Source organism: Microbacterium sp. WHRI 7836, from assembly GCF_040223885.2.
GTDB classification, from domain to species: Bacteria; Actinomycetota; Actinomycetes; order Actinomycetales; family Microbacteriaceae; genus Microbacterium; species Microbacterium oxydans.
In genome coordinates this window covers 2,942,838-2,959,299 of record NZ_CP168171.1, presented here as the reverse complement: position 1 = coordinate 2,959,299, position 16,462 = coordinate 2,942,838, and the positions used below count along the sequence as shown (strand labels likewise).

Sequence of the window (16,462 nt, the reverse complement as noted above, 5' to 3'; positions counted from 1 at the left end):
TTACGCGGCATTACACTTGATCAGGTGTGTGCACGCCTCCGCGTGCGCACTGGGCGCCGGCACCTGTCGGTCTGCCCCCACGGCATACCCATCACACCAAAAGCTCGTCGGTTCCGGCGTGCCGGTGGGTCATGATGTGAAACCCATCACGCTGTCACCGTGCAGCACTATGAGGAGAGAACGTGCCAACCATTCAGCAGTTGGTTCGCAAGGGTCGCTCGCCCAAGGTCACCAAGACCAAGGCGCCGGCGCTCAAGTCGAACCCGCAGCAGGCCGGGGTCTGCACCCGCGTCTACACCACCACGCCGAAGAAGCCGAACTCCGCGATGCGCAAGGTCGCTCGTGTGAAGCTCCGCAACGGCACCGAGGTCACCGCGTACATCCCCGGTGAGGGCCACAACCTGCAGGAGCACTCGCTCGTGCTCGTGCGTGGCGGTCGTGTCAAGGACCTCCCCGGTGTGCGTTACAAGATCGTCCGCGGCGCCCTGGACACCCAGGCAGTCAAGAACCGTAAGCAGGCTCGTTCCCGCTACGGCGCGAAGAAGGGTTGAGTTAGATGCCTCGTAAGGGACCAGCCCCCAAGCGCCCCGTCGTCAACGACCCGGTATACGGCGCACCGATCGTCACCTCGCTGGTGAACAAGATCCTCGTCGACGGCAAGAAGTCGCTGGCCGAGTCGATCGTCTACGGCGCCCTCCGCGGTGTCGAGGCGAAGAACGGTCAGGACGCCGTCGCCACCCTGAAGAAGGCGCTCGACAACGTGCGCCCGACCCTCGAGGTCCGCAGCCGCCGCGTCGGTGGCTCGACCTACCAGGTGCCGGTCGAGGTCAAGCCTCACCGCGCCAACACGCTCGCACTGCGCTGGCTCGTGAGCTACGCGAAGGGCCGTCGTGAGAAGACGATGACCGAGCGTCTGCAGAACGAGATCCTCGACGCGTCGAACGGCCTGGGTGCCGCGGTCAAGCGCCGCGAGGACACGCACAAGATGGCCGAGTCGAACCGCGCGTTCGCTCACTACCGCTGGTAAACAGCTCCGCCGGCCCCTCGGCCACCCGCCGAGGGGCCGGCACCCCCTCTTCGCAGTACACCTGCTCCAAAAGATAAGGACACTCCTGTGGCACAAGACGTGCTCACGGACCTGAGCAAGGTCCGCAACATCGGCATCATGGCGCACATCGATGCCGGCAAGACCACGACGACCGAGCGCATCCTGTTCTACACGGGCGTCAACCACAAGCTCGGCGAGACGCACGACGGCGCCTCGACCACCGACTGGATGGAGCAGGAGAAGGAGCGCGGCATCACGATCACGTCTGCCGCCGTGACCTGCTACTGGAACAAGAACCAGATCAACATCATCGACACCCCCGGCCACGTGGACTTCACGGTCGAGGTGGAGCGTTCGCTCCGCGTGCTCGACGGTGCGGTCGCCGTGTTCGACGGCAAGGAGGGCGTCGAGCCCCAGTCCGAGACCGTCTGGCGTCAGGCCGACAAGTACAACGTCCCGCGCATCTGCTTCGTCAACAAGATGGACAAGCTCGGCGCCGACTTCTACTTCACGGTCGACACCATCATCAACCGCCTCGGCGCCAAGCCGCTCGTGATCCAGCTGCCGATCGGCGCGGAGAGCGACTTCATCGGCGTGGTCGACCTGATCGAGATGCGTGCACTGGTCTGGGCCGGAGACTCCAAGGGTGACGTCACCATGGGCGCCTCCTACGAGATCCAGGAGATCCCGGAAGACCTCAAGGAGAAGGCGGCGGAGTACCGTCAGCAGCTCCTCGAGACCGTCGCCGAGACCGACGACGCGCTGCTGGAGAAGTTCTTCGGTGGCGAGGAGCTCACGGTCGCCGAGATCAAGGGCGCCATCCGCAAGCTGACCGTGGCGAGCGAGATCTACCCGGTGCTCTGCGGCTCCGCGTTCAAGAACCGCGGCGTCCAGCCGATGCTCGACGCGGTCGTCGACTACCTCCCGAACCCGCTCGACGTGGGCTCGATCGAGGCGCACGACCCGAAGGACTACGACACGATCATCGAGCGTCACCCCGACGCCAATGACCCGTTCGCAGCTCTCGCGTTCAAGGTCGCCGTGCACCCGTTCTTCGGTCGCCTCACCTACGTGCGCGTCTACTCGGGCCACCTCGACTCCGGTTCGGCCGTCGTCAACTCGACCAAGAACAAGAAGGAGCGCATCGGGAAGATCTTCCAGATGCACGCCAACAAGGAGATCCCGGTCCCCTCGGTCACCGCCGGCAACATCTACGCGGTCATCGGCCTCAAGGACACCACCACGGGTGACACCCTCACCGACCCGACGGCGCCCGTCGTCCTCGAGTCGATGACGTTCCCGGAGCCCGTCATCGAGGTCGCGATCGAGCCGAAGACCAAGGCCGACCAGGAGAAGCTGGGTGTCGCCATCCAGAAGCTCGCTGAAGAGGACCCGACCTTCCGCACGGAGCTCAACCCCGAGACCGGTCAGACGACCATCAAGGGCATGGGCGAGCTGCACCTCGACATCCTCGTCGACCGCATGAAGCGCGAGTTCAACGTCGAGGCCAACGTCGGCAAGCCGCAGGTGGCGTACCGCGAGACGATCCGCAAGACCGTCGAGAAGCACGACTACACGCACAAGAAGCAGACCGGTGGTTCTGGACAGTTCGCCAAGATCCAGTTCACCATCGAGCCGCTCGACCTCGACTCCGAGAAGACCTACGAGTTCGTGAACGCCGTCACCGGTGGTCGCATCCCTCGTGAGTACATCGGCTCGATCGACGCCGGTTTCCAGGACGCGATGAACGTCGGTGTGCTCGCGGGCTACCCGATGGTCGGCGTCAAGGCGACCATCGTCGACGGTGCGGCCCACGACGTCGACTCCTCGGAGATGGCGTTCAAGATCGCGGGCTCCATGGGCTTCAAGGAGGCCGCGCGTCGTGCCAACCCCGTGTTGCTCGAGCCGCTGATGGCCGTCGAGGTCCGTACTCCTGAGGAGTACATGGGCGACGTCATCGGCGACCTGAACTCGCGTCGTGGCCAGATCCAGTCGATGGAAGACGCTGCCGGCGTCAAGGTCGTCCGCGCTCAGGTCCCGCTGTCCGAGATGTTCGGCTACATCGGCGACCTGCGCTCGAAGACCTCGGGCCGTGCCGTCTACTCGATGGAGTTCCACAGCTACGCTGAGGTGCCCCGCGCTGTGGCCGACGAGATCGTCCAGAAGACCAAGGGCGAGTAATCGCTCTTCTGGGAGCCCTGGGTCGCTGAGCCTGTCGAAGCACCCGGGGTTCCCAGGTCACCTACAACTTCACATTCCCTCTCTACTAAACTGAGAACCTAACCCGTAGAGAACCGGTCGCAAACCAGTGCCCGGTCACCTCTACAACGACGTCCTGAGGAGGACCCAGTGGCTAAGGCCAAGTTCGAGCGGACCAAGCCGCACGTCAACATCGGAACGATCGGTCACGTCGACCACGGCAAGACCACGCTCTCCGCAGCGATCTCGAAGGTGCTTGCTGACAAGTTCCCGTCCGACACCAACGTGCAGCGTGACTTCGCTTCCATCGACTCGGCGCCGGAAGAGCGCCAGCGTGGAATCACCATCAACATCTCGCACATCGAGTACGAGACCCCCAAGCGCCACTACGCGCACGTTGACGCTCCCGGCCACGCCGACTACGTCAAGAACATGATCACCGGTGCGGCTCAGATGGACGGCGCGATCCTCGTGGTCGCCGCCACCGACGGCCCGATGGCTCAGACGCGTGAGCACGTGCTGCTCGCCAAGCAGGTCGGCGTTCCGTACCTGCTGGTCGCGCTGAACAAGTCCGACATGGTCGACGACGAGGAGATCCTGGAGCTCGTCGAGCTCGAGGTCCGCGAGCTGCTCGCAGGCCAGGGCTTCGACGAGGACGCTCCTGTCGTCCGCGTCTCGGCTCTCAAGGCCCTCGAGGGCGACGAGAAGTGGACCCAGGCGATCCTGGACCTGATGCAGGCTGTCGACGACAGCGTTCCGGACCCGGAGCGTGACCGTGACAAGCCGTTCCTGATGCCCGTCGAGGACGTCTTCACGATCACCGGTCGTGGCACCGTCGTCACGGGTCGCGCCGAGCGTGGCACGCTGGCCATCAACTCCGAGGTCGAGATCGTCGGACTCCGTCCGACCGTCAAGACCACGGTCACGGGTATCGAGATGTTCCACAAGCAGCTCGACGAGGCCTGGGCCGGCGAGAACTGTGGTCTGCTGCTCCGCGGCACCAAGCGTGAGGACGTCGAGCGCGGCCAGGTCATCGTGAAGCCGGGTTCGGTCACGCCGCACACCGACTTCGAGGGCACCGCTTACATCCTGTCCAAGGACGAGGGTGGGCGTCACAACCCGTTCTACACGAACTACCGCCCGCAGTTCTACTTCCGCACCACCGACGTCACCGGCGTCATCTCGCTGCCCGAGGGCACCGAGATGGTCATGCCCGGCGACACCACCGACATGACGGTCGAGCTGATCCAGCCGATCGCCATGGAGGAGGGCCTCGGCTTCGCCATCCGTGAGGGTGGACGCACCGTCGGCGCCGGTACGGTCACGAAGATCATCAAGTAAGCACCTGCTTCCTCGCAAAGGGGTCGGACCTTCGGGTCCGGCCCCTTTGTCGTGCAGCGGGCGCTCACGACGGCGTCGGGCTCGGGCGATGTCGGCATGGGGTGCGACATTTCATCCAATAGAATGACTAGACCGCGCAGGAGCGGCAGCGTCGTACATCGGGATTGTTGGCGTGTTTTGACCGTCCGACTCCGATGTATTGGGATGCTGGATTACAGAGTCGTTCCGTGCCCATGTGGTTCGAAGAGGAGAAGCATGTCGCCGGAGGAGTGGTTCGGCGCGTTCAGACGCGCATGGGTGGGCATGACGGCCGTCTTCCTGCTGAGCGTGCTCGCTTCGACGGCGGTGCTCGTCTTCACGCCTCCGACCTATGAGGCGGAAGCGGAGATCGTGTTCAGCGCGGGCGACACCCGGGAGACCTTCGTCCCTCGCACAGTGGCTTCGAATGCTGCCGTCCGCGCCCGTTCGGAGAGCGTCCTCGCCCCGATCGCCGAGGACTTCGGCGTATCGCGGAGCGAACTCGCCGACCGCGTCTCCGCAACGTGGCGTCCGGAGACTTCGATCACCGCGGTGACCGTCTCGCACACGGACCCTCGGACGGCGGCGGCCATGGCGACCGCGATCGCCGAGTCCGCGGCGGAGCAGGCCGGATCCGGCGTCAGCGCGGAGACGTTCGAAGCGGTGACGCCGGTGGCGCCCGTCCAGCCGCTCGCGGTGACCGTGCTCCCGGTGGGGGCACTCATCGGCCTGGCGCTGGCCGTCGCATACGCCGGTCTCCGCTTCGTGATGGGGGGCCGCACGACGGTCGGAGCGACGGCTGACCGACACGGAGGGAACGAATGAGCATCGGAGAAGGTACGGGTATCCGTACGGTCAATCGGCTGATCCCGGACGCGGTGGCGTGGGCCATCGCCGCGTTGCTGGTGGTGCTGCTGCGCTATGACTTCCTCGTCCCGCTGACGGTGTGGCCGTTCGCGTTGATCGTGATCGCGGGCCTCATCGCCGCGCAGTTCGCTGCCGGGTTCGTCCTTCACTTGTATCGCGGGCGCTACCTGTACGGCTCCATCGAGGAAGTCCGCGCACTGGGGCTCGCCGCGCTCCTCGTGGGTGTCCTCATGGGGGTCGTGCTGCTCGTCTGGATGCGTCAGCCGGCGGAGGCCCTTCGAACCGCCCTCTCCGTGACGGCGATCGCGTTGGTCCTGATGCTGGTCTTCCGCTACGTGCCGCTCGTCTTCAGCCGGAAGAGCGATGACGTTCCGGGAGGATCGCGCAAGGTGCTGGTGTTCGGCGCCGGGTGGGTGGGCCAGCAGCTGATCAGCCGAATGCTCAACGAGACGAAGGAGCCGGTCTTCAGTCCCGTCGGTCTGATCGACGATGACCTCAAGAAGCGGAACCTGCGGGTCAAGGGGGTTCCCGTCCTCGGGACGCTCGCTCAGCTGAGGGCTGCCGTCGAGCTGAGCGGCGCGACGGAGCTCATCATCGCGGTAGGACGCGCCGACGCCGCACTGCTGCGTCGCGTCACCGACGCGGGCAACGCTGCCGGTCTCAACGTGCTCGTGCTCCCCGAACTCGACAAGGTCCTGCAGGGCGCGAGCCGCATCCGGGACCTGAGGGATGTCAGCATCGAAGACCTCATCGGCCGTCAACCCGTCGACACCGATGTCAAGTCGATCGCGGGATACGTGACGGGGAAGCGTGTGCTCGTCACCGGGGCCGGCGGGTCGATCGGCGGCGAGCTCTGCCGCCAGCTCTCGCAGTTCGGTCCGGACGTGCTCGTCATGCTCGACCGCGACGAGAGCGGCCTGCAGGGAAGTCAGCTCAGCATTTCCGGCCACGGCCTTCTCGACACCGAGGATGTCGTCCTCGCCGACATCCGCGATGTCGAATCGCTCCGCGAGATCTTCCGTCGTCATCGCCCCGAAGTCGTCTTCCACGCTGCGGCGCTGAAACATCTGCCCATGCTCGAGCAGTATCCCGAAGAGGCCTGGAAGACGAACGTGCTCGGCACCCGGAACGTGCTCGAAGCCGCCCTCGATGTCGATGTCGAGACGTTCGTGAACATCTCCACCGACAAGGCGGCGAACCCCTCGAGCGTTCTCGGACACTCCAAGCGCGTGGCGGAGAAGCTCACGGTGTGGGCCGCGAAGAGCTCGCATCGGCGGTACCTCTCCGTGCGCTTCGGCAACGTGATCGGCAGCAGGGGCTCCATGCTCCCCATGTTCCGGACCCTGATCGAGGCAGGCGGGCCCGTGACCGTGACCCACCCGGAGGTCACTCGATACTTCATGACGATCTCCGAAGCGTGCCAACTGGTGATCCAGGCCGGAAGCATCGGCCGGCCGGGCGAAGTGCTCATCCTCGACATGGGTGAGCCGGTGAAGATCCTCGACATCGCGCAACGCATGATCGCGATGTCCGGCGAGTACATCGAGATCGTCTACACAGGTCTGCGCCCAGGCGAGAAGCTGCACGAGGAACTGGTCGGTGAAGACGAGGTCGTCGAACGACCCTTCCACCCCCAGATCCAGCACACATCGATCGGGAGCATCAGCCCGGAGGCGCTCGACCTCGGCGGCTGGATGCGCCGGCTCGTTCCCGCAGAGGCTGCCGTGTCCGCCCATGGTCGAGAAGGAGACCTCCCGCGATGAACGACCGGATCTACATGTCGTCTCCCGATGTCGGAGAGCTCGAGGAGAAGGCGATCGTCGCCGCCCTGCGGTCGGGATGGGTCGCTCCGCTCGGTCCGGACGTGGACGCCTTCGAGCGCGAGATGTGCGACAGGGTCGGAGTGCGCCACGCGGTCGCGCTGAGCTCGGGGACGGCAGGGCTCCACCTCGGACTTCTCGCGCTCGGGGTCGGTGCCGGCGACATCGTCGTCACGTCGAGCTTCACGTTCGCTGCCACCGCCAATGCGATCGCCTACACGGGCGCGACGCCGTACTTCATCGACGCGGACCCGGTGACGGGCAACATGGATGTGGGCCTGCTCCGCGAGGTCATCACGGAACTCGAGGCGAAGGGCACACCGCCGAAGGCGATCGTCCCCGTCGACCTGCTCGGCAAGGTCGCCGATCTCGAGGCGATCGAGCAGATCGCCGACGCGTACGGGATCCCGGTGCTCGCCGATGCCGCCGAGTCGCTCGGAGCCCGCCGCGGCGGCCGACCCGCAGGCAGCTTCGGGCGCGCGTCGGTCTTCTCCTTCAACGGCAACAAGATCATGACGACCTCCGGCGGCGGCATGCTGGTGACCGATGACGCGGAGATCGCAGATCGCGTCCGCTATCTCGCGACGCAGGCGCGACAGCCGGTCGCGCACTACGAGCACACCGACATCGGCTACAACTACCGGCTCAGCAACCTCCTCGCCGCGCTCGGTCGCGCACAGCTGTCCCGCCTCGACGACATGATCCGCCGACGTCACCGCTGGCGCGACGAGTACCGCGCGCTGTTCGCGGACGTCGACGGCGTCTCGGTGTTCGGCGGAGACCACGATGCCGAGGACAACGCGTGGCTCACCGCCGTGCTCGTCGACGAGGACGTCACCGGCTGGAGTGCCTCCGAGCTCTCCGCGCACCTCGGTTCTCATGACGTCGAATCCCGACCGCTGTGGAAGCCGATGCACCTGCAGCCCGTCTTCGCCGAGGCCCCGGCCGCGGTGAACGGGGTCTCGGAGCGCTTCTTCCGCGTGGGCATCACGCTGCCGTCGGGGTCGGCGCTGTCCGAGGAGCAGATGGAGCGTGTGCAGACCCTGATCCGCGGTTTCCTGGCTGAGCGCGCATGAGCAGAGTCTTCTTCGATGCGGCCAAACGCACGCTCGACCTCGGTGTCGCCGCCGTGGTCCTGATCCTCTCCCTTCCCCTGCAGATCATCGTGGCTGCGCTGGTGCTGGTGAACCTCGGTCGCCCGGTGATCTTCCGGCAGCCGCGGCCGGGACGCGAGGGGAAGGTCTTCACCCTCTACAAGTTCCGCACCATGCGCCCCGCCGATCCTGCGGTCGGCACCGCCGACGACGCGGCGCGGCTGACCGCGTTCGGGCGTCTGCTGCGCGGCACCAGCCTCGACGAGCTGCCGACCTTCTGGAACGTGCTGCTCGGCGATATGAGCCTGGTGGGTCCACGCCCTCTCCTCGTCTCCTACCTCGACCGGTACACGCCAGTGCAGGCTCGTCGGCATGAGGTGCGACCAGGGGTCACCGGGTTGGCGCAGGTGAGCGGTCGGAACACCGTCGACTGGGATGAGCGGTTGCAGCTCGACGTGAAGTACGTCGACACACGATCGATGAGGCTCGACCTCTGGATCCTGTGGCGCACGGTCGCCGTCGTGGTGCGCCGTGACGGGGTCAGCGCCGACGGGCACGCGACGATGCCGGAGTTCCGAGGTCTGAAGGATGCCGATGCGTGAGCTGATCATCCTCGGCGCCGGAGGCTTCGCGCGCGAGACGCTGGACGTCGTCGAAGCCCTGAACGCGGTGTCGCCCCGCTTCGACGTGCTCGGTTTCGCCGACGACGCCCCCAGCCCTCTCGCTCTGGAGCGTCTGGCCGATCGGGGCCATCGCCATCTCGGCACCATCGATGCGGCACTCGCCGCGCACCCGGCGTCGTCATTCGTCATCGCGGTGGGGTCGCCCGAACATCGCGCGCACATCGCCGCGCGGGTGGGAAGCGACCGGGCGGAGACGCTGGTGCACCCCGGCGCGTCGATCGGGTCCCTGACGACGATCGGCGTCGGCGCGGTCGTGTGCGCCGGTGTGCTGGTGTCGACGAATGTCCGGGTCGGACGACACGCTCACTTGAATCCGGGAGCCATCGTCGGCCATGACAGCGTCCTCGCGGATACGGTGTCCTTGAATCCGGGATCGGTGGTGTCGGGGGACGTGCGCATCGGAGAGCGCGTGCTCATCGGCGCGAAATCGGTGGTGCTGCAGGGATTGAGCATCGGTGCGGACGTCACGGTCGGTGCGGCTGCGTGCGTGACCAAGGACGCCCCTGCACGGGTGACACTGGTGGGAGTGCCCGCTCGTATCCACAGAACAACAGAAAAGAGTCACAGCTCGTGAAGGTAGTCATCACCGGCGGTGCCGGGTTCATCGGTTCGAACCTCGTGCGACGGTTCAACGACGAGGCGCCCGATGTCGATGTCCACGTGCTGGACGACTTCAGCACGGGACGCGAATCCAACCTCGCCGGAACGCGGATCACGCTGCACCGCGGGTCCGTCGCCGATGCCGAAGCGGTTGCCGCCGCCACGGTCGGCGCGGACGCGGTCGTCCACCTGGGCGCGCTCGGCAGCGTCCCGCGGTCCATCGACGACCCCGTCGCCTCTCACGTCGCCAACCTGACGGGGACGCTGACCGTGCTCGAAGCGGCCCGGCGCGAGAACGCCTACGTGGTGATGGCATCCTCGAGCTCCGTGTACGGCGCCAACCCCGCTCTGCCGAAGTCGGAGTTCGACTGGACGCGGCCGATGAGCCCGTACGCGGCGACCAAGCTCGGGGGAGAGGCCTACGTGCTGGCCTACCAGTACTCCTACGGTCTTCCGACCTTGGCGTTCCGCTTCTTCAACGTCTACGGTCCCTACCAGCCGGCCGATCATGTGTACGCCGCCGTGATCCCGAGGTTCGTCGACGCGGCCCTCGCCGGACGGGCGCTCACCATCCACGGCGACGGCCTGCAGTCGCGGGACTTCACGAGCGTCGACACGGTGACGCATGCGCTCATGGTCGCCGTCCGAGACCGCGTGACGTCGGGACATCCCGTGAATCTCGCGTTCGGAACCAACACCACGCTGCGCGAGCTGGTGACCGTCATCGAAGATCAGACCGGCCGCACGGTGAGCGTCGAGCACGTCGATCCGCGTCCTGGCGATGTACGTGCCTCCCAGTCCGACGGCGTTCGTCTGCGGGAGCTGTTCCCCGACGTGCAGCCCGTCCCGCTCGAGGAAGGAATCGCGAAGACCGTCGCGTGGTTCCGGAGCAAGGACTCGTGACCCCGGCCGCGACCGCTCGCATACTGATCGGCGTCACGGCGGACGTCTCCATCGGCCTGCTGTCCGGGCTGCCGCAGCGGCTGGTCGCTGACGGATGGGAGGTGCACGTCGCGAGCTCGCCCGGCGAGAGACTCGAGGCGCTCGCAACGTCTCCCGGCGTCTCGGTGCATCCGCTCCCTATGGCCAGAGAGATCGACATCGTCGGGGACGTCCGAGGGCTGCGGGACTGGATGCGGCTGATCCGCCGCCTCCGGCCCGACGTCGTCTTCGTCGGCACTCCGAAAGCAGGCCTGCTCGGCATCACCGCCGCCCGACTGCTCGGCGTTCGCACTCGCGTGTATCACCTGCGCGGGCTCCGACTGGAGACCGCAGCGGGGATGACTCGGCGGGTGCTGACGATCATGGAGCGTCTGACGATCCGCCTCGCGACCACCACGCTGGCGGTGAGTCCGAGTCTCCGACAGCGCGTCGTGTCCCTGCGGCTCGCGCCGGCCGCACGCATCACCGTGCGCGGCAGAGGCAGCTCCAACGGTGTGGATGTGGATCGCTTCGCCCCCGGCAACACGGCGGCGCAGGTCGATGGCCTCCTGCCCGGTCTCCCCGTCATCGGCTTCGTCGGCAGACTCAACCACGACAAGGGCCTCGAGGTCCTCGCCGAGGCCTGCCGCCTCCTGGACGATCGCGGGGCGGCATACCAGCTGCTGATCGTGGGCGGCGTCGACGGTGCGGAACTGGGTTCCTTCTCTCGACTGCGGCGGGCCCCGATCGTGCTCGGGGCCGTGCCGGACACATCGATGTACTATCCCCTGATGCGATCCCTCTGCCTCCCGACCCTGCGCGAGGGCTTCCCCAACGTCGTGCTGGAGGCGGGGGCGACGGGGATCGCCGTCGTCACCACGGATGCGACCGGAGCGGTGGATTCCGTGATCCCCGAGCGCACCGGACTCATGGTGACGGCGGGGGACGCGGGTCAGCTCGCCGACGCTCTGCAGCGGGTGATCGAGGATCCGCATCTCGCGGCGGACCTGGGCGCGAACGCCCGCGACTTCGTGGTCGAGCATTTCCGACGTGACGCGGTCCATGCCTCGGTGTCCGACTTCCTGCGGAGTGAGATGGAGCGAGGTCGGCGATGACGGACGTCTCCAACGGTGTCGGCGCGCTCGTCGTCGTCGCCGTGCTCATCGGACTGACCGTCCTGACCTGGTTCATCGCGCGACGAGCGTTCCTTCCCGTGGTCGTGCACAACGCGGTGTGGGCGGTGACGCTGGTCCTCGTCGGGTCGGGGCTCATCGCCTATCACGGTGCATCGATCGCCGCGTGGGGCGTGCTGCTGGTCGGTATCGCGTTCTTCTCCGTCGGGGCGTGGGGAGGTATCGCGCTCGCAGCCCGCAAGGCACGCAGCGCCGACCTGGCACCGCGGGACCATGCGCTCGTCAGCCGACGAGTCCTGCTGATCCTCGCCGGCGCCTACGCGCTGGGTTTCGGGGTGTACATCTGGACCATCCTCCAGCGCTTCGGGTGGGAGACCTTCTGGTTCCATCCCGGAACGATCCGTGGGGCTGCCGAGTCGTACCTCGCCGGGGTGCCCCTGTGGGCACGTCTGCTGATGTACGTCGGACCTCTTCTGCTCGCGATCCTCATCGTCCCGGGGTCGGTCCGGAACGGACTCGCGTGGTGGTGGCGCGTGCCGGCTGCGGTCCTGCTCGCCGCCTCGATGCTCGCCCTGCTGCAGCGGACGAACCTCTTCGCGGGGGTTCTGCTCGCGATCGCTGCCCTTCTCCTCCTCTACGCGCGCTCCTGGCGCGGCGGCCGCGTGCGGGCGTGGTACCTCCGCCCCTGGGTGATGATGATGTCGATCGCAGCCATCGGCGCCGGTGCGCTACTCGCCTTCCAGGTGCTCGCGGGTGCGCTGGGCAAGACGGGTGATGTCGGCAGCAACGTCTCGCCATTGCTGAGCGCCTCCGGGCTGTCCAGCCCGTTCATCTATCTGACCGCGGGCGTGCCCGCGTTCCTGTCTCTGGTGGATTCCACCAACGGCGCGTGGCCCCCGGTGGGCGGGCCTCGCATCGTCTACGGCGATTTCAACCCGCAGACATTCGGAACCGCCTTCTTCGAACCCGTCCTGAGTCTGATCCCCGGACTGCGCACCTGGAACCCAGTAGCGCCGTTCGTCAACGTGGGGACTCTGACGAACGTGTATACATGGCTGGAGCCGTTCTATCGGGACTGGCGGGTCGTCGGCGTCGCCCTCGGCGCGGCGGCGATCGGTGCGCTCGTGGCCTACCTCTACTCCACGCGGCGAGCATCCCCGGCGCGCTGGTGGCTTTCGGCCCTGCTGGTGTCGACGCTGTTCCTGGTCACGTTCACGCAGAAGACCAACAACACGCTGTACCTCGTCACAGCCGCGATCATCGTGGTGCTCGGGGTGATCGGCTCTCGCCGGCGGGCGGCATCATGACGGCGCTGCACACGTACACCAGTTACGGGCGCAGTGCGGGAAGCGCACGGGTCCGCGTCTTCGACTGGCTCGACAGGCTGGAGGTGCCCGCGGTCACGCACTCGTATCTCGACGGGGCGACCAACTCCGGACGGTCTCTCCTGAAGTCTCCTCGGCGGCTGCTCGCGGCCGAGGCGGAGCTGCGTCGCAGGCCTCCGCGCGACGCGCGAGTGCTGGTGTCGCGGCAGGCGAGTCCGCTGAGCCGCGGTGGTGTGGAGAGACGTCTGCTGAGTGGCGAGCGCGTCGGGATCTATGATTTCGACGACGCCCTCCACCTCGACCGCCGGGGCCCGTTCCCGAAGGCGGCGATCTGGCGAGCGGCGGTCGGCGCGGCCGATGTCGTCATCGCGGGAAACGCCGCACTCGCCGAGGCGGCGAGTCGGATCAACCCTCGCGTGACCGTGATCCCGAGCTGCGTGGATCCGGCAGACTACTCGCGCAAGACGAGCTTCGACATCGGGGAGACGCCGCGCGCGATATGGATCGGCTCGCCCGCCACGGAGCGCTATCTGCGCGACATCGAGTCTGCGCTGCTGTACGCGCATGAGCGGACGGGCATGCGGCTCACCGTCGTCAGCGCGGGGGACGCGGAGCTCGGACCGCTGGACGCGATCGTCGACCGGGTGGCGTGGTCGCCGCAGACCTTCGGTGCCGTGCTCGCCGACGCCGATCTCGGGCTGATGCCGACACCGGATTCCGCCTGGTCGCGAGGCAAGTGCGGCTACAAGCTGCTGCAGTACGGCGCGGCCGGGATTCCGATGATGGGCGACCCGGTCGGGGTGAACGCCGAGATCCTCCGCAGAGGAGACGGCATCGCGCCCGAGAGCGCGGACGACTGGGCGGACGCTCTCACCGGCTTCTTCTCGGAGAGCGCGACGCGACGTGCTGAGCGGGGAGCCGCAGGTCACCGCACAGTCCGGGATCACTACAGCTTCTCGGCGTGGGAGTCGGTCTGGCGTCAGGCGGTGACCGGCAGCTGACCCGCGCGGCGGGCGACGAGCAGCCAGAAGAGCGACGACAGCAGGGTGGAGAGGGCGTATGCCCATATCGCTCCGCTCAGCCCGCCCAGCAGAGCACCCGCCAGCGGCCCGACGACGCCCAGCGCGGTCTGGACGAGCCGCGCCGCGAGCAGGCCGCGTCGTGAGGCCCGCAGCCTGGACACGATGTAGAAGGTGTGCCCCACCATGTTCGCCATGACGAAGATCGCGGTCGGTGCGGCGAACGGAATGAGGTCCCGGAGAGTGCCGAGCGGCCAGGACGTCTCGCCGAGCAGCAGCAGCACCCCGGCGGCGAGACCGCCGAGCACGATACCGCCGGCCACGACCGCGCCGACGGTCGCCGCAGACATCCGCAGTCGGGCGATGCGCGGCCGGATCGGATTCAGCAGCAGGCGCACCGGTGCGGCGACGTTCGACACGGCCCGGTAGACACCGAACGGGCCCACTCCTAAGATCGGGGCCAGCGCGTAGGGGGTACCGATCGACGAGGCATCCATGATCAGGGAGTCGCGCACGAGGGGAGCGATGGCGGTCCAGCGCTGACGGGTCCAGCGCACGAGCACGCCAGGTCGACTCAGAGCCGGCCACCTCGAGAACACGGCGGCGACGACGCTCGACGCCGCCCAGGTGCCGAGGACCCAGGAGAGCTCGCCGCTGTGGAGGGTGAGGGTCACGACGCTGAGGACGACGGCGACGATGGCGGCGATGGCGTCACCGAGGACCGACCCGCGTGTGTCGCCGTTCTCGACCGCGTAGAACCGTGCGGTCGAGCGGTAGGCGCTGCCGCCGATGGCGAGCGCGATCAGCCACCAGTACGGCGTCAGGGGCGAGTTCGTCAGGGAGACGACGAGTGCGGAGACGGCGGCGAAGATCAGGGCGAACTCCGTCGACGCACCGCTGAAGTCCGGCCAGGAGGTGGGGACGTCCTGGCGTGAACGGGTCGCCGCCTCGCAGATGAGGGAGAGTGCGAGCGACAGCGCGAAGGCGCCGGCGAGATAGACGATCGAGAAGAGCCCGAAGTCCGTGGGGGCGAGGGTGATGAGGCCGAGGACCTGAACGGAGAGTGTCGCGACCGCGGCAGCCGAGGACGTGAGGATCAGGCGCAGCGAGCTCACAAACGAACGACCCTGGGTCCCGAGAGCCGGCCCTTGGTGTCGAGCACCGGCGTCGGGGACTCGTGCAGCAGCGTCAGGTCGAAGTCGGAGTGATCGGTCACCAGGATGACCAGATCAGCGGCCTCGACTTCCGCAGCGGAGAGCTCCACGCGCTCGACGGCGGTCGGCCACCGGTGCGACTCGACGTGGCGGTCCGCGCCGCGGATGGACGCACCGAAGGAGGTGAGCAGCTCGATGAGGCGCAGGGAGGGGGACTCGCGGATGTCGGCGGTGTCGCGTTTGTACGCGAGTCCGACCAGCAGGATCGTCGACCCGTTCAGCGAGCGCCGGTCTTCGTTGAGCAGTTCCATGGAACGCTGGGCGACGTAGTCCGGCATGTGGTCGTTGACATCGTTGGCGAGTTCGACGAAGCGGAAGCTACGTCCGAGCTTGCGCCGCACCTGCCACGAGAGGTAGCTCGGATCCACGGGAAGGCAGTGGCCGCCGACACCGGGGCCCGGGGTGAACTTCATGTACCCGAACGGCTTGGTCGCCGCGGCATCGATCGATTCCCAGATGTCGACGCCCAGCTCGTGCGCGAACACGGCGAGTTCGTTCACCAGGGCGATGTTGACGTGGCGGAACGTGTTCTCGAGAAGCTTGGTGAGCTCGGCCTCCTTGGGCGTGGTCACGCTCACCGTTCGGTCCACGAGGAGGTCGTAGAAGGCCTTCACCTTGCCGAGTGACTGCTCGTCGATGCCGGAGACGACCTTCGGTGTGTTGACGAAGCCCCACGTGGGGTTGCCTGGGTCGATCCGCTCCGGGCTGTATCCGACGGCGAAGTCCTGTCCTGCCCGGAGCCCGGACCCGGCCTCGAGGAGGGGGACGAGGATCTCCTCTGTCGTGCCCGGGTAGGTCGTGGACTCGAGCACGACCGTCGCCCCGCGGGTGAGTCGGGTCGCCAACGATGCTCCCGCCGACTCGATGTAGGAGATGTCGGGGAGGCCCTCGCGGAGCGGGGTGGGGACCGTGATCACCGCGACGTCGAAGCCCTCGGTGTCGTCGTAGTCGGAGGACGCGAGATAGCGACCGGAAGCGATCGCCTCCTTCAGCTGCTCCGACGAGATGTCATCGACGTACGACTCACCGGCGTGCAGAGCGGCGATCCGCACGCTGTCGACATCGAGTCCGACGACGGTCATGCCCACCTGCACGGCGCGCATGGCTACCGGAAGCCCGACATATCCCTGACCGACGATGACAGCTTTCACGTGCACTCCTCCATGGTGTGGGCGAACCC

Annotated in this window: 15 protein-coding genes; 13 read left to right on the top strand and 2 right to left on the bottom strand. The window is 67.2% G+C overall.

The features are described 5' to 3' along the window. The first annotated feature begins 182 nt into the window (after positions 1–182). The 13 genes from rpsL (at position 183) to ABRP18_RS14210 (ending at position 14,050) form a co-directional block, all read left to right on the top strand. Positions 183–551 (top strand): 30S ribosomal protein S12, encoded by a 369-nt coding sequence (gene rpsL, locus ABRP18_RS14270; protein ID WP_017201609.1) that lies wholly within the window; start codon positions 183–185, stop codon positions 549–551. Between the two features lie 5 nt (positions 552–556). Next, the gene (rpsG, locus tag ABRP18_RS14265) at positions 557–1,027 is read left to right on the top strand and encodes a 30S ribosomal protein S7 (protein ID WP_017201608.1); all 471 of its coding nucleotides are present in this window, start codon (positions 557–559) and stop codon (positions 1,025–1,027) included. Positions 1,028–1,114: 87 nt separating this feature from the next. Then, positions 1,115–3,229 carry an elongation factor G gene (gene fusA, locus ABRP18_RS14260; RefSeq protein WP_046747809.1) on the top strand — a complete coding sequence of 705 codons (2,115 nt, stop codon included), beginning with the start codon at positions 1,115–1,117 and terminating at the stop codon, positions 3,227–3,229. 168 nt (positions 3,230–3,397) lie between these two features. Further along, positions 3,398–4,588, top strand: a complete 1,191-nt coding sequence (gene tuf / locus ABRP18_RS14255; RefSeq protein ID WP_046747810.1) for an elongation factor Tu — start codon at positions 3,398–3,400, stop codon at positions 4,586–4,588. A gap of 255 nt (positions 4,589–4,843) precedes the next feature. After that, positions 4,844–5,431, top strand: a complete 588-nt coding sequence (locus ABRP18_RS14250; RefSeq protein WP_061016826.1) for a hypothetical protein — start codon at positions 4,844–4,846, stop codon at positions 5,429–5,431. After that, positions 5,428–7,236 (top strand): nucleoside-diphosphate sugar epimerase/dehydratase, encoded by a 1,809-nt coding sequence (locus tag ABRP18_RS14245; protein ID WP_113680396.1) that lies wholly within the window; start codon positions 5,428–5,430, stop codon positions 7,234–7,236. The genes ABRP18_RS14250 and ABRP18_RS14245 overlap by 4 nt, the downstream gene beginning before the upstream one ends. Continuing rightward, positions 7,233–8,369, top strand: coding sequence for an aminotransferase class I/II-fold pyridoxal phosphate-dependent enzyme (locus ABRP18_RS14240; RefSeq protein ID WP_349884863.1), 1,137 nt, complete (start codon positions 7,233–7,235; stop codon positions 8,367–8,369). The genes ABRP18_RS14245 and ABRP18_RS14240 overlap by 4 nt, the downstream gene beginning before the upstream one ends. Next, positions 8,366–8,989, top strand: coding sequence for a sugar transferase (locus ABRP18_RS14235; protein WP_193761390.1), 624 nt, complete (start codon positions 8,366–8,368; stop codon positions 8,987–8,989). The genes ABRP18_RS14240 and ABRP18_RS14235 overlap by 4 nt, the downstream gene beginning before the upstream one ends. After that, positions 8,982–9,644, top strand: a complete 663-nt coding sequence (locus ABRP18_RS14230) for a NeuD/PglB/VioB family sugar acetyltransferase (protein ID WP_349884862.1) — start codon at positions 8,982–8,984, stop codon at positions 9,642–9,644. The genes ABRP18_RS14235 and ABRP18_RS14230 overlap by 8 nt, the downstream gene beginning before the upstream one ends. After that, positions 9,641–10,573 (top strand): NAD-dependent epimerase/dehydratase family protein, encoded by a 933-nt coding sequence (locus ABRP18_RS14225; RefSeq protein WP_113680399.1) that lies wholly within the window; start codon positions 9,641–9,643, stop codon positions 10,571–10,573. Before ABRP18_RS14230 ends, ABRP18_RS14225 begins: the two co-directional genes overlap by 4 nt. Further along, the gene (locus tag ABRP18_RS14220; protein WP_349884861.1) at positions 10,570–11,706 is read left to right on the top strand and encodes a glycosyltransferase family 4 protein; all 1,137 of its coding nucleotides are present in this window, start codon (positions 10,570–10,572) and stop codon (positions 11,704–11,706) included. Before ABRP18_RS14225 ends, ABRP18_RS14220 begins: the two co-directional genes overlap by 4 nt. Further along, a complete protein-coding gene (locus tag ABRP18_RS14215; RefSeq protein ID WP_113680401.1) occupies positions 11,703–13,031 on the top strand; it encodes an oligosaccharide repeat unit polymerase in 1,329 nt (442 codons plus the stop codon). Before ABRP18_RS14220 ends, ABRP18_RS14215 begins: the two co-directional genes overlap by 4 nt. After that, entirely contained in the window at positions 13,028–14,050 is a 1,023-nt protein-coding gene (locus ABRP18_RS14210; RefSeq protein WP_193761392.1) for a hypothetical protein, read from the top strand. The genes ABRP18_RS14215 and ABRP18_RS14210 overlap by 4 nt, the downstream gene beginning before the upstream one ends. On the opposite strand, the gene ABRP18_RS14205 is transcribed toward ABRP18_RS14210, so the two are convergent. Together ABRP18_RS14205 and ABRP18_RS14200 are read right to left on the bottom strand one after the other, a co-directional pair. After that, positions 14,029–15,183 (bottom strand): hypothetical protein, encoded by a 1,155-nt coding sequence (locus ABRP18_RS14205; protein WP_349884860.1) that lies wholly within the window; start codon positions 15,181–15,183, stop codon positions 14,029–14,031. The genes ABRP18_RS14210 and ABRP18_RS14205 overlap by 22 nt on opposite strands. Next, a complete protein-coding gene (locus tag ABRP18_RS14200; RefSeq protein ID WP_220151072.1) occupies positions 15,180–16,433 on the bottom strand; it encodes a nucleotide sugar dehydrogenase in 1,254 nt (417 codons plus the stop codon). Before ABRP18_RS14200 ends, ABRP18_RS14205 begins: the two co-directional genes overlap by 4 nt. Between the last annotated feature and the right edge of the window lie 29 nt (positions 16,434–16,462).